The sequence below is a fragment of the Marinobacter nauticus genome (assembly GCF_003634635.1).
Lineage (GTDB): Bacteria > Pseudomonadota > Gammaproteobacteria > Pseudomonadales > Oleiphilaceae > Marinobacter > Marinobacter nauticus.
The window spans coordinates 14,889-40,764 of sequence record NZ_RBJB01000004.1 but is presented as its reverse complement, the minus strand read 5'-3'; the positions used below and the strand labels follow the sequence as shown (position 1 = coordinate 40,764).

Sequence of the window (25,876 nt, the reverse complement as noted above, 5' to 3'; positions counted from 1 at the left end):
ATCATCAAGCCGAGTAAGCCGTTATGCCCCAGGGTGGTTTTCGTCGTAGTGGTCTGGAGTGGTTTTCATCGCTGCCGGCCTGTCTGTTGTTGCTGGCCGTGGTTCTGTTCTCTACCAGCAGTGATATTCATAATCAGATGTTGCGCGCTGGTGAGCAGCTCTGGAGCGGTTATTACAAGCTGCGCATGGACCCGGTACAACCGGAGTGCGACCTCGACCGGGATATTGAGGCAGAGGTCGCCCGGGAGCTGGCTGAGCAAGCGCCGGCAGACGACCCGATGGCAGCACTGCTTGGCGCCCATGAAAAAGACCCCCGGGAAGTCCGTCTTGCCATAGAGCGCTCGGTGGCGGATTGCCGGGCCGCTCACGCCAGTTACGAAGACCTGCAGGACAAACTGACTCCCGGTGTGAAAGCCTATCGGGCGGTAGAGCTTTTTGTAGCCGACCTGATCGCGTTCGGGCTCACAGCCCAACGCTATGTTCTGGTGATTCTGGTGATGCTGTGTGCGGTGACCGCCACACTCACCCGCCATCACATTGCCATGCGAGCCATGGAGACCCGGTTGGACTACACCGTCTCCTATACCCTGCAAACCATTGCCAACGCCATGTTGCTGGGCTCGTCGGTGATCTTCCGGCAATCCAGCCTGGCCAGCAGCACCACAGTATCTGGTGAGGAGCTGCTGCTGCACAATTTCTGGATTGTCGGCTTTGCCTGCCTGACACTGGCGAGCCTCTATCGCCTGTTCCGCGTGCCCGACAATCTGGCGCCGGGGGGCAATCTGAACCAGGCGTTTCTGTCGGTTCCGCTCTATACCGTGATGTGTCTGATTTCAGGTACTTACTTCGCGCTGATCGGTCATTCCTCCGGTATCGGGATCTATCTGGGCAAGATGATGGAGCTGGCCGACATGTTCCTGAATGTCGGGCTGTACGTGTGGGTGGGCATGATGCTGAAGCAGACGCGCCTGGCGACACTGGTTTTCAATATTTTCCGGCCCTGGCGTATGCCGCCGGAGATGCTGGCGGTGGTGGCTGTTCTGGTGGCGGCGGTGCCTACCGCCTATACCGGTGCTTCCGGTATTTTTGTGATTGCTGCCGGTGCTGTTATCTACAGTGAGCTCCGAGCGGCGGGCGCGCGCAGACATCTGGCCCTGGCGGCCACGGCCATGTCGGGCTCCCTGGGTGTGGTATTGCGGCCGTGTCTGCTGGTGGTGGTGATTGCCTACCTGAACCGAGAGGTGACGACCGATGAGTTGTTTGGCTGGGGCATCTGGGTATTCGTACTGACCGCCACCATGTTTGCGATGGTGGCTCTCACGGTGAACCGGCAGAGCCAGTTTGATCTTGCCCCGGCGGCCGATGCCTTTCCGGCGTCCATTCAGGCTTTGCGGCCATTGATTCCCTATGTGATCGTGATCGCTGCCGTAGTGCTGCTCTACCGGCTTGCCCTGGATGTGAGGATGGACGAATTTTCGGCGCCCCGGTTGCTGCCGGTGATCATGCTGGCCATTCTGGTATATGAGCATATCAGCCTGAAAAATGGCCGGGGCCGGGCGTCCGGTGAGATCAATCACCAGGGGCTGGAGCGCAGCGTTCGTGGCGCGACCAACGATACCACCGCTGAGATTGGCGCCCTTTTGTTGCTGCTGGGGCTGTCGGTGAGCATTGGTGGTGTGATCGAGCGCTCCCACATCATGGAAACTTTCCCTCAGGCGTTCGACAGTCCCTGGTCTGCCATGCTGCTGATGGTAGTGATCCTGGTGATTCTGGGGATGATCATGGACGCCTTCGGGGCGGTGATTCTGGTAACCGCAACGGTGGCGACCATAGCCTACTCCAGCGGTATTCACCCGGTGCATTTCTGGATGGTGACGCTGGTAGCCTTCGAGCTTGGCTACCTGAGCCCGCCTGTGGCCCTGAACCATCTGCTCACCCGCCAGGTGGTGGGCGAGGCTGAGGTGCTGGCGGCCCAGCAGGAAGGTGGAACCTTCTACCAGCGCCACGAACGCATCATCATGCCACTGATTGCCATGGGTATTTCTCTGGTACTGGTGGCCTTTGTGCCGTTGCTGTTCTACGCCAACTGATTTCTCTGCCCGAGGCCGCCCCGGCGGCCTGTCTGGTCTGTGTTCTCAAACCAAAGGCACAAAAAAAGCGCCGAGCTTTCGCAAGGCGCTTTTTTTATGGCAGTGGGAAAGCGGCTTTAGCCGGCTTTCGGGCCCGCTTCAACAATGGCGTCGGCCACGTCGAATTTCTTGAAGTTTTCCACGAACTGGGCAATCAGCTCCTGAGCCTTGCCGTCGTAGTAGTCCGGGCTGACCCAGGTGGTGCGCGGGTTCAGCAGCTCGGTGTCTACGCCAGGAACATGCTTGGGCACGTCCAGGTTCAGGGCATCCAGGTGCTCAGTTTCCACGTCGTCCAGATCACCGTTCTGGATGGCGGCAATGATGGCGCGGGTGGTCGGAATGCTGAAACGCTTGCCTTCACCGTAGGGGCCACCGGTCCAGCCGGTGTTGACCAGAAATACCTTGCTGCCGAATTCGTCGATACGCTTCATCAGCAGCTCGGCATAGACGCCGGCCGGGCGCGGGAAGAACGGCGCACCAAAGCAGGTGGAGAAGGTGGACTTCAGCTTGGAGGATGAGCCCATTTCGGTGGAGCCCACCAGCGCGGTGTAGCCACTCAGGAAGTGGTAAGCGGCAGCTTCACGACTCAGGATGGATACCGGAGGCAGAACGCCGGTCATGTCGCAGGTCAGGAAGATGATGTGCGAGGGCTCACCGGCACGGTTCTCGATCACGCGCTTTTCGACGTGCTCGAGCGGATAGGCGCAGCGGGAGTTTTCGGTCAGTGAAACGTCGTTGTAGTCCGGCTCGCGGGTCTCCGGATCAATCATCACGTTCTCAACGATGGCGCCGAAACGGATGGCGTCCCAGATGATCGGTTCGTTCTTCTGGCTCAGGTCGATGCACTTGGCGTAGCAACCGCCTTCAATATTGAATACGGTGCCCGGGCCCCAGCCGTGCTCGTCGTCACCGATCAGGAACCGGTGCGGGTCTGCAGACAGGGTGGTTTTGCCGGTGCCGGACAGGCCGAAGAACAGGCATGTCTCGCCGGTTTCACTGACATTGGCTGAGCAGTGCATGGGCAAAACGTCTTTCTCGGGCAGAAGGAAGTTCTGAACCGAGAACATGGCTTTTTTCATTTCGCCTGCGTAGTGCATGCCGGCCAGCAACACCTTGCGCTTGGCGAAGTTGATGATGACGCAGCCGTTGGAGTTGGTGCCATCACGCTCCGGTACACACTCGAAATTAGCGGCGTTGAGAATCTGCCATTCCTGCTTGTCGGCCGGATTGAAGCTATCCGGGCGAATGAACAGGTTGCGGCCGAACAGGTTCTGCCACGCGGTTTCCGTGGTCATTTTTACCGGCAGGTAGTGTTCCGGGTCGGAACCAACGTGAACGTGAGAGACGAAGCGGTCTTTTTCAGCGATGTAGGCTTCAACGCGATCCCACAGGGCATCGAACTTTTCAGCATCGAACGGGCGGTTGATCGGACCCCAGTGAATGTCGTCGGCGGTGCTGGGCTCCTCGACGATAAAGCGGTCCATAGGAGACCGGCCGGTACGCTCACCGGTGGTGACCACCAGAGAACCGTTGGATGCCAGCTGGCCTTCGTTCCTTGCTAATGCCAGCTCGACCAGTCGTGCTGTACTCAGATCATTATAAGTGTTGCTCACTTCGACCTCGCCCTCGGGATGTCTTCGTGATTGCCCAGGCCGTCCCCCCGAAAATTGACGGAAAACTGAACAATCGGGTCAATTCAGGCGCGCTATTATGCCAGAGACGCCCACAAAAAACGACTGCCCTGAAAGCCGCGCCAGAGGCGGCTTCCGGGCAAGTTCAGTGACGGCTTAGTGTAACGTATGGCCGGTGAAAAGGTGATCAATATCATTTCTATTGAAGCGATAGTTTGCGTGACAGAACTGGCAGTCCATGTTGATGCTGCCCTGTTCGTCGAGGATGCTGTAGCACTCGTCCTTGCCGATGGCTTCCAGCGCGGCCAGGGTGCGCTCACGGGAACAGCTGCAGCGGAAGGCCACCGGATCCGGCTCGAACAGGCGCACCGTTTCCTCGTGGAACAGCCGGTGCAGCAGCGTTTCACTGTCCAGGGTGAGTAGCTCCTCGGCTTCGATCGTCGCGGCAAGGTGGTTCACCCGGTTCCACAGGTCATCGTCGTCATCGGTATGGCCGGGCAGGCGCTGGAGTAACAGGCCGGCAGCGGTATCCTCGTTGGCAAACAGGAACAGGCTGGTGGCGATCTGCTCGGAGCGCTCGAAGTACTCTTCCAGGCAGCCGGCCAGGGTTTCTGATTCCCGTGGCACCACGCCCTGGTAGCGCTGGCCCTGTTCCGGGGTGATGGTGATGGCCATGCGGCTTTGTCCGAGCAACTCGTGCAGGGTTTCGCCGCTGACCGCATCGGCATCAAAGCGGGCCAGGCCACGGATATGGCGGTCATGGCTGCATTCGGCCATGAGTGTGCTGAGGGCACCTTCACCCGCTGCCTGCAGCGAGAGGGTGCCTTTGAATTTCAGGGTGCTGCTCATCAGTACGCTGGCTACCAGGGATTCTCCCAGCAGCTCGCGGACTGAATCCGGGTAGGGGGCCTGGCCGGTGATTTCCTTGAAACTCTCGCTCAGCTGTACCCAGGCACCCCGCACCTGGCTGTGTTCAAAGAGAAAACGTTGGAACTGGTCGCGGGATGCCATGGTGTCTCCTGGAGCTGATGTATCGATTTACTGGGAGTTACTGAAACGGGGTTGTATACGGGTTGTCAGATACGTGGGATTCAATGGTTACAGACCATTCTGTTCCCGGAAGCGCTGGATATCCCGGCGATCTTTCTTGCTCGGCCTTCGAGCCGGGGGCAGCTGTGCAGCCTGCATGGTCTTGCGTTGCCAAGCCAGGTCTTCCCGCCGTTTCACGCTGTCGTCGGTTTCGTGATAGAGCTTCTGGGCTTCAGGGGCGCCCCGGCGTCGGTCGCTGATGTCGTCGACGATCACGATCTTTTCCTGCCAGCCCAGGCGCAGGGTCACTTTGGCGCCGGTCTCAACGATCTTGCCGGGCTTGGTGCGCTGGCTGTTGTAGTGCACCTTGCCGCCTTCAATCGCCTCTTTGGCGAGCGAGCGGGTTTTATAGAATCGCGCTGCCCACAGCCATTTATCGAGCCGGACTTTCTGATCGTCTGCGTTCGCCGCCGTCATATCTCCTCACCTGTCGGGCACATGCCGCAATAACCCATTATAACCCCCTCATGGGGTGGATGGCACTGCTGTATGTGAGCGTAAGGCAGGCAGCACTTCATCGAAGTGATGAATGCCGGGAATGTCCGGGTGGTGGTCTTTGGCTGGCTGCTGGCTATCGGGGGCCAGAATCGCCAGGCACTGGTCAATACCGGCGGCCCGGGCACTCTCAAGCACCGGGAAACTGTCGTCGACCATCAGGGTAGATTGGTGGCGATAGGGGGAGCGGCTGGCAAGGTCCTGCCAGAACACCGGGTCTTCTTTGGGCTTGCCCAGTTCGTGGCTGGAGACGATGCCATCAACATGCTGATCCAGCCCGGTCCGTTGAAGTTTCAGGGCCAGAGGATCCGGATGGCAGTTGGTGACGATGACCGAGCGCAGTCCGGCCTGGCGCAGTGCGGCCAGGAAGTCGGTTACATGGGGGCGGTAGCCAATGCGGTCGCCAACTTCCGCCTTAAGGCCGGTTATGTCCAGGGCAAGGCGTTCGCTCCAGTAATCGGTGCAGTACCAGTTCAGTGAGCCCCGCTCGGCCATAATCATCGGAATCAGGTAGTCCCGGGCCTCGGTTGGGTGCAGGTCAAAGTGTTCGGCATAGCGCCTTGGCAGGTGCTCCAGCCAGAAGTGGTTGTCGAAATGCAGATCCAGCAGTGTCCCGTCCATATCGAGGAACACGGTATCGAGGGTTGACCAGTCCACCATAAACAAAACAGCCTGAAGAATTTTCTTCAGGCTGCCTCAGATCCCGGCCAGTGGCAAGCCGGGATTTTACGGATCGGTAAGCCAAATCAGTTGTCGGACTGCTCCACCGTTTCTGACTTGCGACCGGTGCGGGTGCAGCCCAGGCAGCGCACGAAGGTGGCCTTGGCCGGGCCAACCACCAGCACTTCACCGGCTTCACCGGCATTGCCGCCAAGCGCCGAGAATGGCAGGGATACCAGATACACAGCACTACCAATAATGGTTGTGGCCAGCAGCGCCGGGCGCAGCAACACCGCATCGGCGGTCATGGCCAGCGCAGACGGGCTTTCGTCCACGGCACGGGCATGGCCGAGCGATGAGAATGCCAGCAGGCAGGCTGCGACGGTGGCTACCAGGGTGCGGGAAATCTTGCGGGTCATGTCATTCTCTCCTGAACGTATCAGCCCGGTTGGTCAGGGCTCGCCTGTCTCTGTATTGCGAGCCAGCATGTTCGCGCTGCGTGCGGCGACCGGGTACTAGCACTCCATTAACTATGAATCATATTGCCTCAATTTCAAACGGTTTTTCGTTGAAAAGTGTGAGCCGTTGCGGAATCTCAGCGCTGGCATCGGGGGCAGTAAACCGTCGATCGGTTGTTCATGCGGATCTCTTTCAGCGGGGTGTTGCATTCGGTGCAGGGCGCTCCCGCCTTGCCATAAACCAGTAGCGACTGGGCGAAATACCCCGGTTTGCCGTCGCTGTTGACGAAGTCCCGCAGAGTGGTGCCGCCCATCAGTATGGCGGCGCTGAGGGTTTCCCGGATGGCCTCGGCCAGCTTGTGATAGCGGTCCAGGCTGATGCGGCCGGCTTTCCGTTTCGGGTGAATGCCGGCCTTGAACAGGGCTTCGTTGGCGTAGATATTGCCCACGCCCACCACCACATGATTGTCCATAATGAAGGATTTGACCGGCGTCTGTTTCTGCCGGGACAGGCGAAAAAGCCAGGCGCCGTTGAAATCTTCGGATAAGGGTTCCGGCCCGAGCGCGCTGATCAGTGGATGCCGGTTCCAGTCGGTAGTCCACAGCCAACAGCCGAAGCGTCGCGGGTCATTGAAGCGCAGGCGGCGATGATTGCCGAGGACAAGCTCGACGTGATCGTGAGTCATGGCGGGGCTGTCGTCGGTGATCACTCTGAGACTGCCCGACATGCCCAGATGGACAATCACGGAACCAGTCTCCAGGTGCAGGAACAGGTATTTCGCCCTGCGCTCCACGGCACGGATGGTCTTGCCCTCCAGGTGCTCGGCCAGATCCGCCGGCACCGGCCAGCGCAGGCTGGGGTTGCGGACAATTACCCGCTGGATGGTCTGGCCTTCGCAGTGAGGCGCGATGCCCTGACGGGTGGTTTCAACTTCAGGTAATTCCGGCACAGAGCCTCCACCAACAGACAGATTTTGAGACGAAACAGTGTAATCGGTAACAAAAAAGCCGCCAAACCTGGTTGTCCAGGCTTACACCTGTACGCTAGAGTGGGCCTAACGATCACCCCCTTCGAGTGCCAGCGACATCCCTCAGCAGTATCGCCTTTCGAAGTTAATCGAGTTTCGAGGATTATCTATGTGGTTTAACGGTCTTCTGGACCTTTCTGTGTGGCAGCTGATCGCGGTCACTCTGGTGATGACACACATCACCATCGTCAGCGTTACCCTTTATCTGCATCGTCATTCGGCCCATAACGCGCTGGATCTGCATCCCGTTCTCAAGCACTTTTTCCGCTTCTGGCTCTGGCTGACCACGGCCCAGAACACCAAAGAGTGGACGGCCATCCACCGTAAACACCATGCCAAGTGCGAAACCGAGGAAGATCCTCACAGCCCGGTGGTGCTGGGTATTCGCAAGGTGCTGTTTGAGGGCGCCGAGTTATACGCAGCTTCTGCCACCCCTGAAACCCTTGAGCGCTATGGCCAGCGCACCCCGGAAGACTGGGTCGAGCGCAACCTCTACAGCCGGTACAAGACCCTGGGTATTGCCTTGATGGCAGTGATCAACCTGGCGCTGTTCGGGGTGCACGGCATCTGGATCTGGGCGGTCCAGATGATGTGGATTCCGGTATGGGCTGCCGGCGTGGTCAATGGTATCGGCCATTACCTGGGCTATCGGAATTTCGAATGCGCCGATAACGCCCGCAACATCTCGCCGCTGGGTATCCTGATTGGTGGTGAAGAGCTGCACAACAATCACCACACCTATCCGAATTCGGCCAAGCTGTCTCGTCGCTGGTACGAAGTGGACATCGGTTGGGGTTACATTCGTCTGTTCCAGCTGTTTGGTCTGGCGACGCCGAAAGGCTACCGGCCTATTGCTCATTATGTTCCGGGCAAGCAGGCGGTGGACGTGGAAACCGTTCAGGCTATCGCCAATAACCGCTTTGTGATCATGCGCCAGTATCGCAAGCGAGTAATGGAGCCGGTGCTGCGACAGCAGAAAGCGTTGATGGACGACGAAATTCGTCCCCGTTATCGCAAGCTCAAGCAATTGCTGTCTCGCGAAATCAGCCTGATCAAGCCTCGGGAAAAAGAACATCTTGACACGGTGCTGGAGCGCAACGAAGTGCTCAGGCTGATCTACGAGAAGAGTCATGAACTCCAGGCACTCTGGCGCCAGCGCGGGCTCAAGCCCCAGGACAAGCTGCAGGCGTTGATGGAGTGGTGTCGTGACGCCGAAGCCAGTGGTGTTCGTTACCTGGAAGAGTTTGCCGCGCACCTGCGAGCGTATTCCTTGCGCCCCGCTTCCTGAGACAGGCCTGCCTGTAGGATGCGCCGGAAGCCCCCCGTTACTGGGCTTCCGGTTCGTCACCCCGTTCAACCCGGAAAAGACAGTAGCTGACCTGGCCTGCTGATTTCTGTCGGTGCAGATGCCAGCTGGCCGGTACCGTCGGCAAGGCTCTTTCACTCTCGTGTTCGACATAGATCCAGCCACCCGGCTTCACCCATTGCTGGGTGTCCAGTAGCGGTATCAACCGTTCAAGCCAGCCTTGACGGAATGGCGGGTCCATAAACACGATGTCGTAGCCCTGGCCGTCACCCTTTGCCAGAAACTGTTCCACATCCTGGCAGGCGACATCCCCTTTGTTGGTTCCCAGCAGCCGGAGGTTGTCCCGGAGCGCTTTGGCCAGGGCGGGGGTGTGGTCCACCAGCGTTGCCTGCGCTGCTCCACGGGACAGTGCTTCCAGTCCCAGAGCCCCGGAACCGGCGAACAGATCCAGGCACCGGCTGCCGGCCAGGTGGAAGTTCAGCCAGTTGAACAGGGTTTCCCGGGTGCGGGCCGGGCTGGGCCGCACGCCGCCGGCGTCCGGAAAGCGCAGTTTCCGGCTGCGCCAGTCGCCGCCGATGATTCTCAGTTCGCCGGTTCCGGAGCCTTTGCCTGGTGAGACGACGGGTTTTTTGCGGGCTGGGGGACGTCGTGCCATAGGGGCGAGGCTCCGGGGAAATCATGGATGGCTGATGTTTGCGGCTATGGTACAGGAATCCACGAGACCGGTTAATCCTGCCCCATCACTTGTGCCGGTCAGTCTGTTAGAATGCTCCACTTATTTTGGCGAGCTGAGGTTCTTGTGTCCTCTTCGCGAACCTGCGGCCTGTGCCCGCCCTTTTTTCAGACAGATGGATAGATTATGACGGCAGAGTGGATTTCAGTCGGCCTGTTGGCCCTTCTTGTTCTGTTTTTTGTGCTGGATATCGCCGGCAACCGCAAGCGTGCGCCCCGGCCCAAGCCGGTACCTCAGCGTAAGCCGGAGGTGGCCAGGGGGCCGGCTCCTGTGCCAGCGGAACCGGAGGCCGAAACTGAAGTGCCGCCTGAACCCGCGGCAGAAGCCGCTGAGCCGGAAGCGGCTCAACCGGCTGTTGAGCCGGCTCCCGCGCCGGAACCCGTTCCGGCGGCGGAGCCTGAGGTTGAGCGCGAACCGGAAACCCGAATCAGTGTCTTCGAACGCATCAAGCAGGGTCTGGGGAAAACCCGGGCCAGCCTGACCGGTGGTCTGGCCGACCTGTTATCGGTGGGCAAGAAGATTGACGAAGATCTGCTGGAAGAAATCGAAACCACGTTGCTCATGGCCGATGTGGGTGTGACCGCCACCTCTGAGATCATCGACGCCCTGACCGAGAAACTCGAACGCAATCAGCTGAAAGATGGCGAGGCCCTGCGCAAGGCGCTACGGGATGAGTTGCATGGCCTTCTCAAGGACGTGACCCGGCCGCTGGAGATCGATGCTGGTAAACAGCCCTACGTTATCCTGATGGTTGGCGTGAACGGTGTCGGCAAAACCACTACCATCGGCAAGCTCACCAAGAAATTCCAGAGTGAGGGTAAGTCGGTCATGCTGGCCGCTGGTGACACCTTCCGGGCGGCGGCGGTTGAGCAATTGCAGGTGTGGGGCGAGCGCAACAACGTTCCGGTGGTGGCCCAGCATACCGGCGCAGACAGTGCATCGGTAATTTTCGACGCCATCCAGTCTGCTCAATCCCGGGGTGTGGATGTGGTGATTGCAGACACCGCCGGTCGCCTGCAGAACAAGGACAACCTGATGAACGAGTTGTCCAAGGTCGTTCGGGTGATGAAGAAGCTGGATGAATCTGCGCCTCATGAGGTCATGTTGGTGCTGGATGCCGGCACCGGTCAGAATGCCCTGAGCCAGGCCCAGGTATTCCAGCAGGCAGTGGGTGTCTCCGGCATTACGCTCACGAAACTGGACGGCACGGCCAAAGGCGGTATTGTGTTTGCGATCGCCCGTCAGCTGCAGTTGCCAATCCGCTATATCGGGGTGGGAGAACAGGCCGAAGACCTGCGCAGCTTCGATGCCGAAACTTTTGTGGATGCGTTGTTCGAAGACTGACGCCGTAAAGACGGAGTAGCTGCCCCGATGATCGAGTTCCGCCAGGTAACCAAACGCTACGACAGTGATCACACCGCACTCAGGGCTGTGAACTTTCACCTGGATCGTGGTGAGCTGGCGTTTCTGACCGGTCATTCCGGCGCGGGCAAGAGTACCCTTCTGAAACTGATCATGGTGATGGAGCGCCCGACAGCGGGTGAGGTGATCGTGGGCGGCCAGAAACTGAATAGCCTGCCCCGTCGCCAGATTCCTTACATCCGGCGTCATATCGGTGTGGTGTTCCAGAATCACCAGCTGTTGTTCGACCGCACGGTGTTCGACAACGTGGCCATGCCATTGGAAGTGATGGGGGCCTCGCCGGAAGACACCGGCCGGCGCGTGCGGGCGGCACTGGACAAGGTTGGTTTGCTGAAAAAGGAAAAGATGAACCCCATGCAGTTATCCGGGGGTGAGCAGCAGCGGGTCGGTATTGCCCGTGCGGTAGTAAACAAACCACCCGTACTGCTGGCGGACGAGCCGACCGGTAACCTGGATCCCGAATTGTCTGCAGACATCATGCGGTTGTTTACCCAGTTCAGTCAGGTTGGGGTAACGGTACTTGTGGCAACCCACGATATTGCTCTGATTAATGAAATGAATCGACGTACGTTGACTCTGAATCAGGGCCAGCTGGTAGCTGGCGGAGGTGTGAGTGGCCACTGACTCTCGCCAGAAGCCGGATAATCGCCGGGGCGCTAACCGTTCGCGATCACTGTTGAGTGATCAGGCCCGGAGTTATCTGGGCCACCACCGGAAAGTAGCCCGGGATTCTATCCAGAGAATGTGGAAAACCCCGGTAGCCAGCGCCATGACCTGGACAGTGATGGGGGTAGCTCTGGCCTTGCCGGTTGCCCTGCTGTTGCTGTTGACCAGCCTGCAGGGTGTGAGTGCAGGCTGGGAGAGCACGGCCAGGATTACCGCCTATCTGGCGATGGAACTGCCGGCGGAGGAAGCCCGGGGTATGGCCGCGGACATTGAAAGCGATGGGCGAGTGGTATCGGTTCAGCTGGTCGAGCGTGACCAGGCCCTGGCCGATTTTCGAGCCAGTTCCGGGCTGGACGAGGCGCTGGATTTTCTGGAAGAGAATCCTTTGCCGCACACGCTGCTGATTACACCCGAAGACAGCGCTCGCTCGGCAGAGGGCGTTCAGGCACTGGTGACGTTTGTCGAGAATATGAACGGTATCGATCAGGTCCAGGTCGACCTGGGCTGGCTGCAACGCCTGAACGCAATGACCGACATCCTTGCCCGCGCCGTCTGGGCGCTGGCTTTGTTGCTGGGGGCTGCGGTTATCCTGGTGATTGGAAACACGGTACGTCTGGCCATCGAGAACCGGCGGGATGAAATCCTCGTGGCAAAACTGGTGGGCGGAACCGATGCTTTCGTTCGTCGTCCGTTTCTTTACACCGGCGCCTGGTTCGGGCTCGGGGGTGGCCTGGTGGCGTGGTTACTGATTCAGGTGTCGCTCTGGTGGTTAAGCGGCCCGATCGAGCGTCTTGCCGGGCTGTATCGCAGTGAGTTTACCTTGCAGGGGCCGGGATTCGATGGCGCGTTGGCATTGATAATCGTAGCGATGCTGTTAGGCTGGCTGGGCGCCTGGGTTGCGGTGAGGCGTCATCTGGATGACATAGAGCCGGGCGATATTGCTGGAGGCTGATCCGGATCGCGGGAAAACCGTATTGAAAAAAGAGCCTTTTCTGACGTAGTTTTATTTGTAGAAAAGCAAAGGCGATCTTCCCAGATGTATGATTTTTAACGTTTTACTGGTAAGTTCGGGAACTAATTGAGTTCTTGGCGGTCTCATATTGAGTTGCTATATTTAAAGGCTGTCAGGTTCGGAGGTTAATGCATGGGTACGAGTTTACAGCTGGTTGACAGACTGGTTCCGGGTGCGAATCTCGAGTCGTATATCCAGGCGGCGAGTCGCATTCCTGTTCTCTCCGTTGATGAAGAGCGGGAACTGGCAGAACGGCTGCACTACCATGGCGATGTTGAGGCCGCGCGTCAGTTGGTGCTGTCGCACCTGCGCTTTGTGATTCACATTGCTCGCAGCTATTCCGGCTACGGCCTGGCCCAGGCCGACCTGATCCAGGAAGGCAACGTTGGCCTGATGAAGGCCGTCAAGCGGTTTAATCCTGAGTATGGCGTGCGTCTGGTGTCGTTTGCCGTGCACTGGATCAAGGCGGAGATTCACGAATTCATTCTGCGTAACTGGCGCATTGTGAAAGTGGCCACCACCAAGGCCCAGCGCAAGCTGTTCTTCAATCTGCGCAGCCAGAAGAAGAAGCTGGCATGGCTGAATCACGATGAGCTGAAAGCGGTCGCCAATGATCTGGGTGTCGAGCCCCACGTGGTGCGGGAAATGGAAGGTCGCCTGGCTTCCCAGGACACCGCTTTTGACGGCCCGATGGATGATGACGAAGACAACGCCTACCAGGCGCCGGCTTATTACCTGGAAGATCGCCGTAGCGATCCGGCGGTTCAGATGGAAAACGCTGACTGGTCTGAGGACTCCAACGGCCGGCTGATGCAGGCGCTGGAGCAGCTGGACGAGCGCAGTCAGGATATTCTGCGTGAACGCTGGTTGTCGGAGAGCAAGTCGACGTTGCATGAGCTGGCCGACAAGTACGGGGTGTCCGCTGAGCGGATCCGCCAGCTTGAGAAAAACGCCATGAAGAAGATCCGGGTGCAGATGGCCGAGGTCGCCTGAGGCTTTATTGCAGCCCGGAAGCTGAAAACGCCACCACCGTTCGCGGTTGGTGGCGTTTTTGTTTGTATAATCCTCGCACGACTTAATTTCTAACATTGGTGAGGAAGCAAGTGGGTAGGGCTTTCCAAAACACGCTGTAAATACATCCCTGTACGCTCCGCTCCGCCATCCATGGCTCCGCAGGGTTTTGGAAAGCCCTACCCACTTGCTTCTGCAAACGTTGTACGTGAAGGCCAAACCATGACATCTAATAATCTCAAGATTGCTTTTCTCGGCATCGGCCTGATGGGCGCGCCGATGACCCGTAACCTGCTGGACGCCGGTTTTTCCATGACGCTTTGGAATCGCACCGCCAGCAAGTGCGAGGCCTTTGCCAGCGAAGCGATGATCGCCGGGACGCCCGCCGAGGCGGTGGCGGAGGCCGATATCGTGATCACCATGCTGGAAAATGGCCAGGTGGTGGACGATGTGCTGGTAAATCAGGGCGCTCTGGCTGCGGTGAAGGTGGGTGCGCTGGTGATTGATATGAGTTCGGTGCAGCCTTCGCTGGCGCGACAGCATGCCGAGCTGGCCGCAGAGCAGGGGGTGGGTTACGTGGATGCACCGGTGTCCGGTGGCACGGTGGGTGCGGCCGAGGCCCGGCTGAGTATCATGGCGGGCGGTTCTGAAGCCGATATCGAGCGGGCTTTGCCGGTGTTCAGCGCGCTGGGCAAATGCACCCGCATCGGGCCGGTGGGGGCCGGTCAGTTGGCGAAGCTGGCCAATCAGGCGATTGTGGGTATCACCATTGGTGCGGTGTCGGAGGCGTTGTTGCTGGCCGCCAAGGGTGGCGCGGATCCGGCCGCCGTGCGGGAAGCGCTGATGGGCGGGTTTGCCGGCAGCCGGATTCTGGAACTGCATGGCCAGCGGATGATTGACCGGGACTTCGCGCCGGGCGCTCCGGCCCGCATCCAGCTCAAGGATATGCGTATGATTCTGGATGAGGCCCGCTCGGAAAATCTGACCCTGCCGCTGGCCCAGCAGGTGCATAATGAATACCTTGCCCTGGTCGCCAATGGCCACAGCGATGTCGATCACAGCGGCTTGTTGCTGGAGCTGGAGCATCTGAACGGTACCCTGATGGGTTCCCTGGGCCGAGGCCCCAAGCACTGAAATAACCGGAGAAATCTGCCATGCCCTGTTTTGCTGCCAACCTGAGCATGCTGTTTACCGAAGTGCCGTTTCTGGAACGTTTCGCCAAGGCCCGAAGCGCCGGTTTCCGTGGTGTGGAGTATCTGTTTCCCTATGAGTGGCCGGCGGAACAGCTGGCGGAGCGGCTTCAGAGCAACGGGCTGGAACAAGTGCTGTTCAATCTGCCGCCCGGCGATTGGGCAGCGGGGGAGCGTGGCATTGCCTGTCTGCCGGATCGTATCGATGAGTTTCGCGCCGGTGTCGAGCAGGGCATTCACTACGCCCGGATGCTGGGCTGCGAGCAGCTGAACTGCCTGGCAGGTTTGAAGCCCGAATCCGTTGCCGAGGAAGACGCCTGGCAGACCCTGGTGGCGAATGTGCAGTACGCAGCCGACCGCTTCGCCGAAGCCGGCCTGACCCTGTGCCTGGAGGCCATCAATTCGCGGGTGGATATGCCGGGCTTCATGCTTGATACCACTGGCAAGGTGATGGCGCTGATTGAGGCGGTGGAGGCAGACAACGTGCGCCTGCAATACGATCTCTATCACATGCAGATCATGGAAGGGGATCTGATTCGCGGCATTGAGTGTCTGCTGCCCTGGATTGGCCATATCCAGTTCGCCGACAACCCGGGCCGGCATCAGCCGGGAACCGGGGAGATTAACTTTTCGAATGTTTTCTCGGCGATAGACAGACTGGGTTATGGCGGCTGGGTGAGTGCAGAGTACAGGCCTACCGGGGCGACAGAGCCGTCTCTGGGCTGGTTTTCTGAGGCAAACTGACCGTCGCCATAGGCGACACCCTCTTACAAGATCGTAACTGGCCGGTTCCCGGAGTTCTTCGTACCCTTGTTGTTAATGTTTTCCGCTATCAGGAGGAGCACCGGTGAAAGCGCTGGTAATCGAAGACGATCGGGATGTAGCAAATTATCTGCTAAAGGGACTGAGGGAATCCGACTTCGTGGTGGATCATGCGGCCGACGGGAAGGAAGGCATGATGATGGCGGCCAGTGAAGAATACGACATCATGATTGTCGACCGGATGTTGCCGGGTATGGATGGCCTTTCCATTATCAAGACGGTACGGGCCACGGGCAACCAGACGCCGGTGCTGATTCTCAGTGCTCTGGGCGATGTCGATGACCGTGTCGAAGGGCTGCGTGGCGGTGGCGATGACTACCTGACCAAGCCGTTTTCTTTCACCGAGCTGTTGGCGCGCATCGAGTCACTGATCCGGCGTAACCGTCAGGCGGCCGAGACCGAGACCGTACTGAAAGTGGCGGATCTCGAGATGGACCTGCTGGCCCGCACCGTGAAACGCGCCGGCCAGAATATTGATGTCCAGCCCCGGGAGTTCAGGCTGCTGGAATACCTGATGCGTAATGCCGGGCAGGTGGTCACCCGTACCATGCTGCTGGAGAAAGTGTGGGATTATCACTTTGACCCCCAGACCAACGTGATCGACGTGCATATCAGCCGTCTGCGCGCCAAGATCGACAAGGAATTCGATACACCCCTGCTGCAGACAGTGCGGGGGGCGGGATACATGTTACGTGAAACTGCTTAGTCAGCTCAGAACATCGTCTTTCCAGCTTGCCCTGCTGTATATGGTGGTGTTTGCCACCTCGGTGTTTCTGCTGTTGGCATTTATCTACTGGCGCACAGCCGGGTTCATGACTGCCCAGACCGACGAGACCATTGAAGCGGAAATCGCCGGCCTGGCGGAGCAGTATCGCAGTCGTGGTGTAAATGGTCTGATCACGATCATCCGGGAACGGGTGGCCAGGGATCCGAATGCCAAGTCCATTTACCTGTTGACCACAGACGACTTTCTGAAACTGGCCGGGAATATTGAAACCTGGCCAGAGGGCAGCCGCTCGTCTGACAGTGGCTGGATTAATTTCACCCTGAATCCCGCCGTTGGCTGGCAGGGCCCCGAGCGCCTGGCCCGGGCCCGGATCTTTGAGGTCCAGGGTGGTTTGCGCTTGCTGGTGGGGCGCGATGTGGATGACCTCACCAACCTCAAGCGGGTGATTGAAACTGCCATCAACTGGGGTATGGGCATCACCCTTGCCCTGGCGCTCCTGGGTGGCTTCCTGATGAGCCGAAGCACCACTCGCCGCATTGAAGTGATCAACAACACCTCCCGCCGGATCATGAATGGGCACCTGTCCCTCCGGATTCCGACCCGTGGGACCGACGACGATTTTGATCAACTGGCCGAAAACCTGAACCAGATGCTGGACCGGATCGTGTATCTGATGGAAGGCATACGCCATGTTTCCGACAGCATCGCCCATGATCTTCGCACTCCACTGACGCGACTGCGTAACCAGCTCGAAAACACGCTGATTACGGTCGACAATGACGAGGCGCGCGAGCATGTCGGGCAGGCTGTGGCGGAGGCTGACCAGCTGCTGGCCACCTTCAATGCCTTGCTGCGCATTGCCCGGCTGGAGACCCGGGGCAACTCGGCCGACATGAAAGTGGTGGCGCTGGATGAACTGGTCAGCGATGCCTGTGAACTCTACGAGGCCCTTTCCGAGGACAAGGATCAGAGTTTCTCTCAGGAACTTGAGCAAAATGTCCGGATTGAGGGAGACCGGGATCTCCTGTTCCAGATGATTAGTAACCTGATCGACAACGCCATCAAATACACGCCGGAGCATGGTGCCATCAAGGTGGTCGTTCGCCGGGACGGCGGCGGAGCGGTGTTTGAGGTTCAGGATTCCGGTATCGGTATTCCGGATGATGAGAAAGACCAGGTTTTCCAGCGCTTCTACCGGGTTGGCAAGAGCCGCTCGTTACCGGGCAATGGTCTGGGTCTCAGCCTGGTGTCGGCGGTGGCGGAGATTCATCAGGGCCAGATTCTGCTGAGTGATACCCATCCTGGTGAAGACATGCCGGGCCTGACCGTCACGGTCCGGATGCCAGCGTACACCGCCGTAAAAAAGCGGATCAAGGCCACACAGTCTGAGAATGGTGGTTCAACGGAGGAGGGTCGCTCCTCCGCAGAATCCGGCACGGCCTGAGATTACTGGCTGGCGCGAAAGCGGTTGATACGGCTCAGGACAGGGCCAAGTACCGCGTCGGCCCGCGACTCGACCTGCTGGCTGATATGATCAAACTGCGAGCGACGACGATCCACCTTGGCCTGAATACTGTCCCATTCGCCTTCCAGGTGCTTCTGTTCGGCCATCAGAAAGGCCGCAATATTGTGACGATTGACGCGGCTGGTGATGCCCAGTTGGTCCAGCCGGAAACCCAGGCTATCCACCCCTTCAAGTGCCAGATTCATCAGTTTCTTGGTATCCATTAGCATATCTCCATGCAGAAAAGATCAGGTGTCATTGTCGGCCACGCTAATCCTTGGCGCTAGAGTGTTCAACCTAGATTGCGAAACGGATGCCTTGCCAAAAGGTAATCGCATGGCCACAGGCAGGTAATGGTCAATGTGCAGAATAGAGGGTGTAGATGCGGAAGCGGGCGGATGATCTGCTTGCTTCCCCCTCCAGCACAGCGCTAGCCTTATACCCCGTGATTCACGGGGTTTTTTTTGCCCTTCCGAAATGCATTGTTTCTTGAACCAGGACACCCATGGCCAACCAGACGCCTTCAGGCAACAACCGGCCGCGCTATATCACCCCCGAAGGTGAACAGGCGCTCCGGGATGAGCTGCAATTCCTATGGAAAGTGAAGCGACCAGAGGTTACCCAGGCAGTACGTGAAGCAGCCGCCCTGGGGGATCGGTCCGAGAACGCCGAGTACATCTATGGCAAAAAGCAGCTTCGGGAAATCGACCGTCGCGTACGCTTCCTCAGCAAGCGGCTGGATGAGGTCTCGGTGGTGGATCGCCTGCCAGAGGACCGGAGCCGGGTATTCTTTGGTGCCTGGGTGACCATCGAGGATGAGGACGGCAGTGAGCAGGAGTATCGAATCGTGGGTGCCGATGAATTCGATCTCGAAAAAGGCTATCTCAGTATCAATTCTCCGCTGGCCCGCGCGCTCATTGGCAAGCATCTGGATGACGAGGTATCGGTGAGAACCCCTGAGGGCTGGAAGCAGGTGGTGATTACCGATATCCGCTACCAAATGGCCTCGAACGACAAGTGAGTGCTGTCACAAAACTGGCTTTTGCCTGGGCAAAGGGTCATTTTTGGCGATAGACTGATCAAATATTGTCACCCGTCAGGGCAAATGGATGATCGGCTAGGGTTGGGATGAGCGCCATGAATGTCAGGAAACAGACAGAGGAAAAACGAGCCGGGGCAGCGTTGCTGGCGTTGCCGTTGATGCTGCTGACGGCCTTGCCTGCCTATGCCCAGAGTGACGATGACGCCGCGTTTGAGTACGAAGAGCGCTCCACTATCGACACCATTCCGTTTCGCTCGGTCGCGGAAGAGGAGCTGGCCAATACCGTAATTGAGGGCGGGCTGGCAGCGCCGGCGGCCGGGGTACCGGTGCAGCAGGCAACGGATGACGATTTCTATCTGGACCCGCTGGCCCTGCAGCCGAGAGACCCGCGAACCGATCTGGGCCGTTCCGAGATTCCCGTCGAGATCCGTTTCAGTAACCCCAAAGTGATACCGGGCCAGAGCCACGGCAACAATTACGTGATCCGGCCACCCGAGAACCGTACCTACGATACCCTGAATACCAATCTCACCGGTCGTTAAACATCGGCCCCGCTACTCGGCCTCAGGCAGCGGCTGAATCCGCTGCAGCAGCGGGCCTGCCGAGCACATCTTCGTAGAAAAAGCTCAGAGCCTGACTGGCCTGATTCAGTCGGGCCCGGGATACCCGGATCTTTTCACTCAGATAGGTCAGGAACAGCTTCTGATCCTCTTCGGCCAGGTTGTCCGGATCCTTAAGATCATGAAACAGCACAAACCGGCTGATCCAGTGCAGATAGGTTTGCTCGGCGCGTTGATTCAGTTCGCGTTTGCGGATGGCGGCCTGTACCTGGCCAATCATGCCTGGGCGCGATTGCTCCAGGGCCTCGGTAATGTCCATGGTGTGTACTCGTTCAAAAGCTTGTTTTTGTTATGTTGCGCGCATCATATGACAAACGTTTGAACGGCGCAAAATTTTGGCGGGTGCGGTGCCCCGCGGCCGGAATGGCGGCGGGGCAGGGGCGTTACTTCAGGGATTCAAGTTTGTCGATGTACTGCTGCATGGCGTCATCGCTGGACATGCCCTTGAGTTTCTCCCAGGCGTCGTACTTGGCCCGGCCAACAAAATCCATCATGCCCGGACGCTTGCCGCTGACATCGCCTTCGGTGGCCTGCTTGTAAAGGGCATAGAATTCCAGTTTCAACTCGTTGGAAGGTTTGAAGTCGCCTTCCGCGGTCTGGATGTAGTTTACCGCTTCTTCGAATTTCGCTTTCAGGTCACTCATGTTGTGTCTCCGTGGTGTTGGTGGTTTTTTTCCATTCAAGTATGCCGGCAGTATAGCGACGGGGCTGGTTGGCGTCATTGACCGAAATAGCGGTTTTCCGGTCGCCCTGGCAATCTGGCAAAAGTTTGCCCAAGCACACATTTTGAGCCATCGCTGGCCAATTTTTGCTTGAGAACCCTGGGTGACCTGTGTACAGTTTTACGCGTTGTCTGCCAGGAGGGCAGACACCAAGGATCGATACAATTGCAAATGACTTGCACAGGGAGCACGCCATGTCTGCCAAAGACGGTTCCGTTGCGCCGAAAGAGCGCATCAATATCAAGTATGTCCCCGCCACAGGCGATCAGCAGGCCGAAACCGAACTACCACTGAAGATGTTCGTGGTTGGTGATTTCAAGGGTCACGCTGAAGAAACCCCCATTGAAGACCGTAAGGCCATTTCCGTCGACAAGAACAACTTCCGTTCTGTCATGAAGGAAGCGGGTCTGACGCTTTCCACCAGTGTTTCCAACAAGCTCGAAGACGGTGCCGACGACCTCCCCGTAAATCTCGAATTCCAGGGTCTCGAAGACTTCTCTCCGGACAGCATTGCCCGCCAGGTCCCTGAGCTCAAGAAGCTGATTGAGCTGCGTGAAGCCCTGGTTGCCCTCAAGGGCCCGCTGGGCAACGTGCCTTCGTTCCGTTCCAAGCTGCAGGAGCTGCTGGACAACGACGACGCCCGGGAAAAGCTGCTGGCTGAACTTGAGCTGGCCACCGACGACGGCGAGTAATCGCAACACCGGAACCCGGTAACCTACATCGATTATCAATCACGTACTGAAGGGATGTGGTATGTCTGATACTGCTGTGCAGCAATCTGCTGCCTCCGAATCCGTAGCAGAAGGCTCTCTGCTTGACCAGGTCATGGCCAACAGCCGTATGGCGCCGGCCGATGAAGGCTACGATGTTGCCCGTAAAGGGGTGGCCACGTTTATTGCCAACCTGCTGAAGAGCGATGAAAAAGGCCAGCCGGTCAACAAGGCGCTGGTCGACCAGATGGTGGTCGAGCTGGATCGCAAAATCAGCGCCCAGATGGATGAGATTCTGCACGCGCCCAAGTTGCAGGAACTGGAATCGTCCTGGCGTGGCCTGAAACTGATGGTGGATCGCACCGATTTCCGCGAGAACATCAAGGTGGATATCCTCCATGCCACCAAGACCGAACTGCTGGAAGATTTCGAATTTGCTCCGGACGTGACCCAGACCGGCTTCTACAAGCACATCTATGCGGCCGAGTATGGTCAGTTCGGTGGTGAGCCGGTGGGCGCGATTGTCGGCAACTACGCCTTCAGCCCATCAACGCCGGACATGAAGCTGCTGCAGTACGTATCGTCGGTTGGCGCCATGTCCCACGCGCCGTTCCTGTCCTCGGTTGCACCGTCGTTCTTCGGCGTCGACAGCTACCAGGAACTGCCGGCCATCAAAGAGCTGAGTGCCGTTTTCGAAGGCCCGAAATACGCCAAGTGGCGTTCCCTGCGTGAGTCCGAAGATGCCCGTTACCTGGGCCTGACCGCGCCGCGCTTCCTGCTGCGGGTACCTTATGATCCGACTGAAAACCCGGTGCGCAGCTTCAACTACAAGGAAGATGTCTCCGGTGACCACGAGCATTACCTGTGGGGCAATACCTCCTACCTGCTGGCCACACGCCTGACCGAGAGCTTCGCCAAGTACCGTTGGTGCCCGAACATCATTGGTCCCCAGAGTGGTGGTGCGGTGGAAGATCTGCCGGTGCACACCTTCGAGTCCTTCGGTCAGCTGGAAGCCAAGATTCCGACTGAGGTGCTGATTACCGACCGTCGCGAATACGAGCTGGCGGAAGAAGGTTTCATCGCCCTGACCATGCGTAAAGGCAGCGATAACGCCGCGTTCTTCTCCGCCAACTCGGTGCAGAAGCCCAAGCAGTTCCCGAACACCAAGGAAGGCAAGGAAGCGGAAACCAACTACAAGTTGGGTACCCAGTTGCCGTACATGATGATCGTGAACCGCCTGGCCCACTACATCAAGGTGCTGCAGCGAGAGCAGATCGGCTCCTGGAAAGAGCGTCAGGATCTGGAGCGGGAACTGAACACCTGGATTCGCCAGTACGTGGCCGACCAGGAAAACCCGCCTGCAGACGTCCGCAGCCGCCGCCCCTTGCGTGCCGCGAAAGTGGAAGTCTCCGATGTAGAAGGCGATCCGGGCTGGTACCAGGTCTCCCTGGCAGTGCGTCCGCACTTCAAATACATGGGCGCCAACTTTGAACTCTCGCTGGTTGGCCGACTGGACAAGGATTAATCCGTGTTTGGCGGCACCGGCACTGACGGCGTTCGCAACACCGGCAGCCTGTTTGAACGGCTTGAACAGGCTGCCGCTCCCGCGGGCCAGAGCATGGGCGAGTTCACCCATGTGGTGGAATCCATCAAGCGCCACCTGGTGCGACTGCTGAACGCCCACCCGGGCAACAGCAGCAGCGCACCGGATCTTGGCTTGCTGGATTTCAACGACGCCACGCTGGGCACTCATGACCTGAGCATCCAGATCCGCGGGGCCATCCGTCAGTGCATCGAGAAGTTTGAGCCGCGGGTTAAGCGGGTGGATGTGGTGGCCATGCCACCGGGCCCGGACCCGTTGCAGTTGAAGTTCCAGGTGACGGTCTACCTGAACGTTGCAGGAAGCGATGATCGGACGACCATAGACCTGGTTTTGGATGATAAGCGGTACTACCGCGTGATCTAGCGTCATGGGTAGTATTCTGCAGGCAAGGATGAGAGCGAGGGTGTGGTTGGCCTTTCCAAAAGTGCGCGGAGCCATGGATGGCGGAGCTCAAGCGCCCCATGGATGGGCTTGAAGCGTCTTTTGGAAAGGCCAACCACACCCTTGCTCGGGGCCAGACTAGTGGTGCAGTAACGATGAAGTTAAATCGCTTTTACAGGGATGAGTTGAGCTTTCTGCGGTTGCAAGGCAGGGAATTTGCCGAAGCCCACCCGCAGCTCACCCGCTTTCTATCCGAACAGAGCACCGACCCGGACGTAGAACGGCTGCTGGAAGGCTTCGCCTTCCTGACCGGCAAACTGCGGGAAAAAGTTGAGGACGAGTTTCCGGAGCTGACTCATTCGCTGCTGAACATGCTCTGGCCCAATTATCTGCGGCCAGTGCCCAGCTGCACCATCATGCGCTTTGATCCACAGCTGCATGCCATCAGTGAACGTCAGGTTGTTGATCGTCATACCGAGATCAAGAGCCGCCCCCTGGGCGACGCCAGCCGCCAGACCCAATGCCGGTTCCGCACCTGCCGGTCGGTGGATATTTTTCCGATCAGTGTGGCCGATGCCAATGCCGAGCACTCACGGGAGGTTTCCTCCGTGACCGTAGACCTGGCCCTGCATACGGACCAGCCACTGAATGGCATTGGCCTGGAAAATCTGCGTTTTTACCTGGGGGGCGACAACCACACGGCAGAGACCCTGTATCTGTGGTTAAACCATTACCTCAGCCGTATGGAGCTGGTGGTGAGCGACCGTGTGGTCAGTCTGCCTTCATCCCTGTTGCAGCCGGTTGGCTTTGCGGCAGACGAGGCGATCCTGCCTTATCCCAAGAATGCTTATGCCGGCTACCGGATTATCCAGGAGTACCTGAGTTTTCCGGAGGCCTTCCGGTTTGTTGACATCACCGGCCTGAAATCCCGGTTGCCAGCGGTGCAGGCTGATGAGATCAGTCTGCGTTTCCACTTCAGCCGCATTTTGCCCCCGGACACCCGGGTAACCCGCGACTCCATGCAGTTGTACTGCACCCCCGCGGTTAATCTGTTCAGCCACGAAGGCGAGCCGGTAGACCTGAACGGTCGCCAGACTGAATACCGTATTTCACCCTCCAGCCGCTGCCCGGAACACTACGAGGTGTTCAGTATCGAGCAGGTTGAGGGCTGGCTGGAAGGTCGTTCCGGTAGAGGCGAGCCGCGCATCTACACGGCGTTTGAGAGTTTCCAGCATGAAGTGGAGCGGGATCGGGGCCGCACCGCCCTGTACTACCGGGTACGTACCCGGGAGAGCGTGCGTGGGGATGGTTTTGATCACTACATTTCCTTTGTTCGTGGTGATGAAACCGAATGTCTGAATCGTCAGGAAGCGGTCTCGCTCACGCTCACGTGCACCAATCGCCAGTTGCCACAACAACTGGCCGTCGGGGAAGTGTGCATGGCCACCGAGAGTACACCGGCCTTTGCCGCATTCAGCAATATCACGCGCCCGACGGCGACCCTGCGGCCTACCCTGGATGGCAGCCTGTTGTGGACGCTGATATCCAACCTGTCATTGAACTACCTGTCGATGCTGGATGTGGATGCCCTGCGCACCGTGCTGCGAGTGTATGACTTCCGGGCCCTCGTCGACCGACAGGCTGAGCGGGTGTCCCAGAAGCGGCTGGCCGGTATCACGGGCATCACCACCAAGCCGGTTGACCGCATGATTCGCGGGCTGCCAGTGCGCGGTATCCGCTCAGAGCTGCAGCTGGATCAGCATGGGTTTGCCAGTGAAGGTGACCTCTACCTGTTCGGCACGGTGTTGAGTCAGTTTTTTGCGCTTTACGCGAGTATCAATGCTTTTCACCAACTGGAAGTGGTGAATACAGACAATCAGGAACGGTATACATGGACGTTACAGCAAGGTCAGCAGCCGCTGATGTAGCCGGGCTGGAACCCGTTCTCGGCAACGCGCGGCGATACAGTTTTTTTCAGCTGGTGGATCTGATTCACCGGCACCATGGAGACGACCTGGAGCGTGGCGGTCACGATCAGCCCCGCCAGGAACGCATCCGGTTCTCGGCCTCGGCCGGCCTGGGGTTTCCCGGCAGTGACGTGGTGTCGGCGCTGTCGCCGGAGCATGAGCACGCCCCCTATCAGATGGAAGTCAGCTTCCTGGGGCTTCACGGCTCCCAGTCGCCACTGCCCGGTTACTACCTGGAAGATCTGGCCTGGGAAGCGGGGCAGAATCTCGGTGTTCGTCGGCATTTTCTGGATTTTTTTAATCACCGGCTGGTGACCCTCTTCCATCGGGCCTGGCGCAAATACCGGTATTACATCCGCTTTCAGCCCGGGGCCAGCGACGGTTTTTCGGAGCTGGTGTTTGCCCTGACCGGTTTGGGCGACAGTCGGCTGCGGGAAGCGACACCGGTGAACTGGTCCAAGATGCTGGCCTATGCCGGCTTGATGGCGGGCCGGAGCCGGTCACCGGAAGTGGTCAGCGGCATCATCGGCCACTGTTTTGACCTGGACGACGTCAGCATCGAACAGTGGGTACTGCGCAAAGTGGACATCGCCCGGGATCAGCAAACCTCGCTGGGCAGGGCCAACGCCACCCTGGGCGAAGACACGCTGGTGGGTTCGCGCATCCGGGATCGCAGCGGCAAGTTCATTCTCCGGCTGCGCAATCTGACCCGGCAGCGGTTTGCGGATTTTCTGCCCAATGGCCGGGATCACCAGCGCCTGGTCAAACTGGTGGAGTTCGCTACCCGGGAGCAACTGGCCTATGACCTGGAGCTGCAAATGCGGCCCAAGGATATTCGCCCCATGCAACTGGGCGAGGATGTTCGCCTGGGCTGGAATTCCTTCGTAACACCGGACCGGGCCCGTGAGCGTCCGGCGGTGCGGATACAGATCAGACGTTAGGGCAGGG

General features: G+C 58.7%; 27 protein-coding genes. 17 read left to right on the top strand and 10 right to left on the bottom strand.

From position 1 onward, the window contains the following. Positions 1-23 precede the first annotated feature (23 nt). The gene (locus C7436_RS11610; protein ID WP_121207941.1) at positions 24-2,090 is read left to right on the top strand and encodes a TRAP transporter large permease subunit; all 2,067 of its coding nucleotides are present in this window, start codon (positions 24-26) and stop codon (positions 2,088-2,090) included. A 116-nt stretch (positions 2,091-2,206) separates the two neighbouring features. On the opposite strand, the gene C7436_RS11605 is transcribed toward C7436_RS11610, so the two are convergent. The 6 genes from C7436_RS11605 to mutM form a co-directional block, all read right to left on the bottom strand. Continuing rightward, on the bottom strand, positions 2,207-3,742 hold the full coding sequence (locus C7436_RS11605; protein ID WP_011787158.1) for a phosphoenolpyruvate carboxykinase: 1,536 nt from the start codon (positions 3,740-3,742) through the stop codon (positions 2,207-2,209). A gap of 174 nt (positions 3,743-3,916) precedes the next feature. Continuing rightward, positions 3,917-4,771, bottom strand: a complete 855-nt coding sequence (hslO, locus tag C7436_RS11600; RefSeq protein WP_121207940.1) for an Hsp33 family molecular chaperone HslO — start codon at positions 4,769-4,771, stop codon at positions 3,917-3,919. An 87-nt stretch (positions 4,772-4,858) separates the two neighbouring features. Beyond that, positions 4,859-5,266, bottom strand: a complete 408-nt coding sequence (hslR, locus tag C7436_RS11595) for a ribosome-associated heat shock protein Hsp15 (RefSeq protein ID WP_011787156.1) — start codon at positions 5,264-5,266, stop codon at positions 4,859-4,861. Positions 5,267-5,314: 48 nt separating this feature from the next. Then, positions 5,315-6,004, bottom strand: a complete 690-nt coding sequence (gene yrfG, locus C7436_RS11590) for a GMP/IMP nucleotidase (RefSeq protein WP_121207939.1) — start codon at positions 6,002-6,004, stop codon at positions 5,315-5,317. An 86-nt stretch (positions 6,005-6,090) separates the two neighbouring features. Next, entirely contained in the window at positions 6,091-6,423 is a 333-nt protein-coding gene (locus tag C7436_RS11585) for a hypothetical protein (RefSeq protein ID WP_011787154.1), read from the bottom strand. 176 nt (positions 6,424-6,599) lie between these two features. After that, positions 6,600-7,412 (bottom strand): bifunctional DNA-formamidopyrimidine glycosylase/DNA-(apurinic or apyrimidinic site) lyase, encoded by an 813-nt coding sequence (gene mutM, locus C7436_RS11580; protein ID WP_011787153.1) that lies wholly within the window; start codon positions 7,410-7,412, stop codon positions 6,600-6,602. Positions 7,413-7,599: 187 nt separating this feature from the next. Here mutM and C7436_RS11575 point away from each other — a divergent pair, with 187 nt between their 5' ends. Beyond that, entirely contained in the window at positions 7,600-8,778 is a 1,179-nt protein-coding gene (locus tag C7436_RS11575; protein ID WP_011787152.1) for a DesA family fatty acid desaturase, read from the top strand. A 37-nt stretch (positions 8,779-8,815) separates the two neighbouring features. Here the strand turns inward: C7436_RS11575 and rsmD are convergent, their stop codons facing one another. After that, entirely contained in the window at positions 8,816-9,451 is a 636-nt protein-coding gene (gene rsmD, locus C7436_RS11570) for a 16S rRNA (guanine(966)-N(2))-methyltransferase RsmD (protein ID WP_121207938.1), read from the bottom strand. A 204-nt stretch (positions 9,452-9,655) separates the two neighbouring features. On the opposite strand from rsmD, the gene ftsY reads away from it, so the two are divergent. The 8 genes from ftsY (at position 9,656) to C7436_RS11530 (ending at position 17,823) form a co-directional block, all read left to right on the top strand. Beyond that, positions 9,656-10,873 carry a signal recognition particle-docking protein FtsY gene (gene ftsY, locus C7436_RS11565; RefSeq protein ID WP_121207937.1) on the top strand — a complete coding sequence of 406 codons (1,218 nt, stop codon included), beginning with the start codon at positions 9,656-9,658 and terminating at the stop codon, positions 10,871-10,873. A 27-nt stretch (positions 10,874-10,900) separates the two neighbouring features. Beyond that, on the top strand, positions 10,901-11,575 hold the full coding sequence (ftsE, locus tag C7436_RS11560; protein WP_014422980.1) for a cell division ATP-binding protein FtsE: 675 nt from the start codon (positions 10,901-10,903) through the stop codon (positions 11,573-11,575). After that, positions 11,565-12,569: a permease-like cell division protein FtsX gene (gene ftsX, locus C7436_RS11555; RefSeq protein ID WP_023008692.1), complete on the top strand. Its 1,005-nt coding sequence runs from the start codon at positions 11,565-11,567 to the stop codon at positions 12,567-12,569. The genes ftsE and ftsX overlap by 11 nt, the downstream gene beginning before the upstream one ends. Positions 12,570-12,761: 192 nt before the next feature. Further along, positions 12,762-13,622 (top strand): RNA polymerase sigma factor RpoH, encoded by an 861-nt coding sequence (rpoH, locus tag C7436_RS11550; RefSeq protein ID WP_121207936.1) that lies wholly within the window; start codon positions 12,762-12,764, stop codon positions 13,620-13,622. Between the two features lie 240 nt (positions 13,623-13,862). Further along, positions 13,863-14,774: an NAD(P)-dependent oxidoreductase gene (locus C7436_RS11545; RefSeq protein WP_121207935.1), complete on the top strand. Its 912-nt coding sequence runs from the start codon at positions 13,863-13,865 to the stop codon at positions 14,772-14,774. A 20-nt stretch (positions 14,775-14,794) separates the two neighbouring features. Continuing rightward, positions 14,795-15,574, top strand: coding sequence for a hydroxypyruvate isomerase (gene hyi, locus C7436_RS11540; RefSeq protein ID WP_121207934.1), 780 nt, complete (start codon positions 14,795-14,797; stop codon positions 15,572-15,574). A gap of 103 nt (positions 15,575-15,677) precedes the next feature. Next, positions 15,678-16,358, top strand: coding sequence for a winged helix-turn-helix domain-containing protein (locus C7436_RS11535; protein ID WP_011787144.1), 681 nt, complete (start codon positions 15,678-15,680; stop codon positions 16,356-16,358). Beyond that, on the top strand, positions 16,345-17,823 hold the full coding sequence (locus C7436_RS11530) for a HAMP domain-containing sensor histidine kinase (protein ID WP_121207933.1): 1,479 nt from the start codon (positions 16,345-16,347) through the stop codon (positions 17,821-17,823). Before C7436_RS11535 ends, C7436_RS11530 begins: the two co-directional genes overlap by 14 nt. A gap of 2 nt (positions 17,824-17,825) precedes the next feature. On the opposite strand, the gene C7436_RS11525 is transcribed toward C7436_RS11530, so the two are convergent. Continuing rightward, on the bottom strand, positions 17,826-18,107 hold the full coding sequence (locus tag C7436_RS11525; protein WP_011787142.1) for a hypothetical protein: 282 nt from the start codon (positions 18,105-18,107) through the stop codon (positions 17,826-17,828). Positions 18,108-18,388: 281 nt separating this feature from the next. Between C7436_RS11525 and greB the strand changes: the two genes are divergently transcribed. Beyond that, positions 18,389-18,904 (top strand): transcription elongation factor GreB, encoded by a 516-nt coding sequence (gene greB, locus C7436_RS11520; RefSeq protein WP_014422972.1) that lies wholly within the window; start codon positions 18,389-18,391, stop codon positions 18,902-18,904. Positions 18,905-19,020: 116 nt separating this feature from the next. Next, on the top strand, positions 19,021-19,467 hold the full coding sequence (locus C7436_RS11515; protein WP_031211189.1) for a hypothetical protein: 447 nt from the start codon (positions 19,021-19,023) through the stop codon (positions 19,465-19,467). Positions 19,468-19,489: 22 nt separating this feature from the next. On the opposite strand, the gene C7436_RS11510 is transcribed toward C7436_RS11515, so the two are convergent. Further along, a complete protein-coding gene (locus C7436_RS11510; protein WP_011787139.1) occupies positions 19,490-19,804 on the bottom strand; it encodes a site-specific integrase in 315 nt (104 codons plus the stop codon). 124 nt (positions 19,805-19,928) lie between these two features. Continuing rightward, positions 19,929-20,189, bottom strand: coding sequence for an acyl-CoA-binding protein (locus C7436_RS11505; protein ID WP_011787138.1), 261 nt, complete (start codon positions 20,187-20,189; stop codon positions 19,929-19,931). Positions 20,190-20,461: 272 nt separating this feature from the next. Here C7436_RS11505 and tssB point away from each other — a divergent pair, with 272 nt between their 5' ends. From tssB to tssG, 5 genes are all read left to right on the top strand, one after another. Then, positions 20,462-20,959 carry a type VI secretion system contractile sheath small subunit gene (tssB, locus tag C7436_RS11500; RefSeq protein ID WP_121207932.1) on the top strand — a complete coding sequence of 166 codons (498 nt, stop codon included), beginning with the start codon at positions 20,462-20,464 and terminating at the stop codon, positions 20,957-20,959. Between the two features lie 61 nt (positions 20,960-21,020). Next, positions 21,021-22,502 carry a type VI secretion system contractile sheath large subunit gene (gene tssC / locus C7436_RS11495; protein WP_011787136.1) on the top strand — a complete coding sequence of 494 codons (1,482 nt, stop codon included), beginning with the start codon at positions 21,021-21,023 and terminating at the stop codon, positions 22,500-22,502. 3 nt (positions 22,503-22,505) lie between these two features. Further along, positions 22,506-22,943, top strand: a complete 438-nt coding sequence (gene tssE / locus C7436_RS11490; protein ID WP_023010921.1) for a type VI secretion system baseplate subunit TssE — start codon at positions 22,506-22,508, stop codon at positions 22,941-22,943. 173 nt (positions 22,944-23,116) lie between these two features. Beyond that, positions 23,117-24,889: a type VI secretion system baseplate subunit TssF gene (gene tssF, locus C7436_RS11485; protein WP_121208309.1), complete on the top strand. Its 1,773-nt coding sequence runs from the start codon at positions 23,117-23,119 to the stop codon at positions 24,887-24,889. Continuing rightward, positions 24,853-25,869, top strand: a complete 1,017-nt coding sequence (tssG, locus tag C7436_RS11480) for a type VI secretion system baseplate subunit TssG (protein ID WP_121207931.1) — start codon at positions 24,853-24,855, stop codon at positions 25,867-25,869. The genes tssF and tssG overlap by 37 nt, the downstream gene beginning before the upstream one ends. Positions 25,870-25,876 lie beyond the last annotated feature (7 nt).

What these genes read in the sequence shown, in the direction of transcription:
- C7436_RS11610 (WP_121207941.1), top strand. Translation starts at nt 24, where the DNA reads ATGCCCCAGGGTGGTTTTCGTCGTAGTGGTCTGGAGTGGTTTTCATCG.
- hslO (WP_121207940.1), bottom strand. Translation starts at nt 4,771, where the DNA reads ATGGCATCCCGCGACCAGTTCCAACGTTTTCTCTTTGAACACAGCCAG.
- hslR (WP_011787156.1), bottom strand. Translation starts at nt 5,266, where the DNA reads ATGACGGCGGCGAACGCAGACGATCAGAAAGTCCGGCTCGATAAATGG.
- yrfG (WP_121207939.1), bottom strand. Translation starts at nt 6,004, where the DNA reads ATGGTGGACTGGTCAACCCTCGATACCGTGTTCCTCGATATGGACGGG.
- C7436_RS11585 (WP_011787154.1), bottom strand. Translation starts at nt 6,423, where the DNA reads ATGACCCGCAAGATTTCCCGCACCCTGGTAGCCACCGTCGCAGCCTGC.
- C7436_RS11575 (WP_011787152.1), top strand. Translation starts at nt 7,600, where the DNA reads ATGTGGTTTAACGGTCTTCTGGACCTTTCTGTGTGGCAGCTGATCGCG.
- rsmD (WP_121207938.1), bottom strand. Translation starts at nt 9,451, where the DNA reads ATGGCACGACGTCCCCCAGCCCGCAAAAAACCCGTCGTCTCACCAGGC.
- ftsY (WP_121207937.1), top strand. Translation starts at nt 9,656, where the DNA reads ATGACGGCAGAGTGGATTTCAGTCGGCCTGTTGGCCCTTCTTGTTCTG.
- ftsE (WP_014422980.1), top strand. Translation starts at nt 10,901, where the DNA reads ATGATCGAGTTCCGCCAGGTAACCAAACGCTACGACAGTGATCACACC.
- rpoH (WP_121207936.1), top strand. Translation starts at nt 12,762, where the DNA reads ATGGGTACGAGTTTACAGCTGGTTGACAGACTGGTTCCGGGTGCGAAT.
- C7436_RS11545 (WP_121207935.1), top strand. Translation starts at nt 13,863, where the DNA reads ATGACATCTAATAATCTCAAGATTGCTTTTCTCGGCATCGGCCTGATG.
- hyi (WP_121207934.1), top strand. Translation starts at nt 14,795, where the DNA reads ATGCCCTGTTTTGCTGCCAACCTGAGCATGCTGTTTACCGAAGTGCCG.
- C7436_RS11525 (WP_011787142.1), bottom strand. Translation starts at nt 18,107, where the DNA reads ATGGATACCAAGAAACTGATGAATCTGGCACTTGAAGGGGTGGATAGC.
- greB (WP_014422972.1), top strand. Translation starts at nt 18,389, where the DNA reads ATGGCCAACCAGACGCCTTCAGGCAACAACCGGCCGCGCTATATCACC.
- C7436_RS11515 (WP_031211189.1), top strand. Translation starts at nt 19,021, where the DNA reads ATGAATGTCAGGAAACAGACAGAGGAAAAACGAGCCGGGGCAGCGTTG.
- C7436_RS11510 (WP_011787139.1), bottom strand. Translation starts at nt 19,804, where the DNA reads ATGGACATTACCGAGGCCCTGGAGCAATCGCGCCCAGGCATGATTGGC.
- C7436_RS11505 (WP_011787138.1), bottom strand. Translation starts at nt 20,189, where the DNA reads ATGAGTGACCTGAAAGCGAAATTCGAAGAAGCGGTAAACTACATCCAG.
- tssB (WP_121207932.1), top strand. Translation starts at nt 20,462, where the DNA reads ATGTCTGCCAAAGACGGTTCCGTTGCGCCGAAAGAGCGCATCAATATC.
- tssC (WP_011787136.1), top strand. Translation starts at nt 21,021, where the DNA reads ATGTCTGATACTGCTGTGCAGCAATCTGCTGCCTCCGAATCCGTAGCA.
- tssF (WP_121208309.1), top strand. Translation starts at nt 23,117, where the DNA reads ATGAAGTTAAATCGCTTTTACAGGGATGAGTTGAGCTTTCTGCGGTTG.
- tssG (WP_121207931.1), top strand. Translation starts at nt 24,853, where the DNA reads ATGGACGTTACAGCAAGGTCAGCAGCCGCTGATGTAGCCGGGCTGGAA.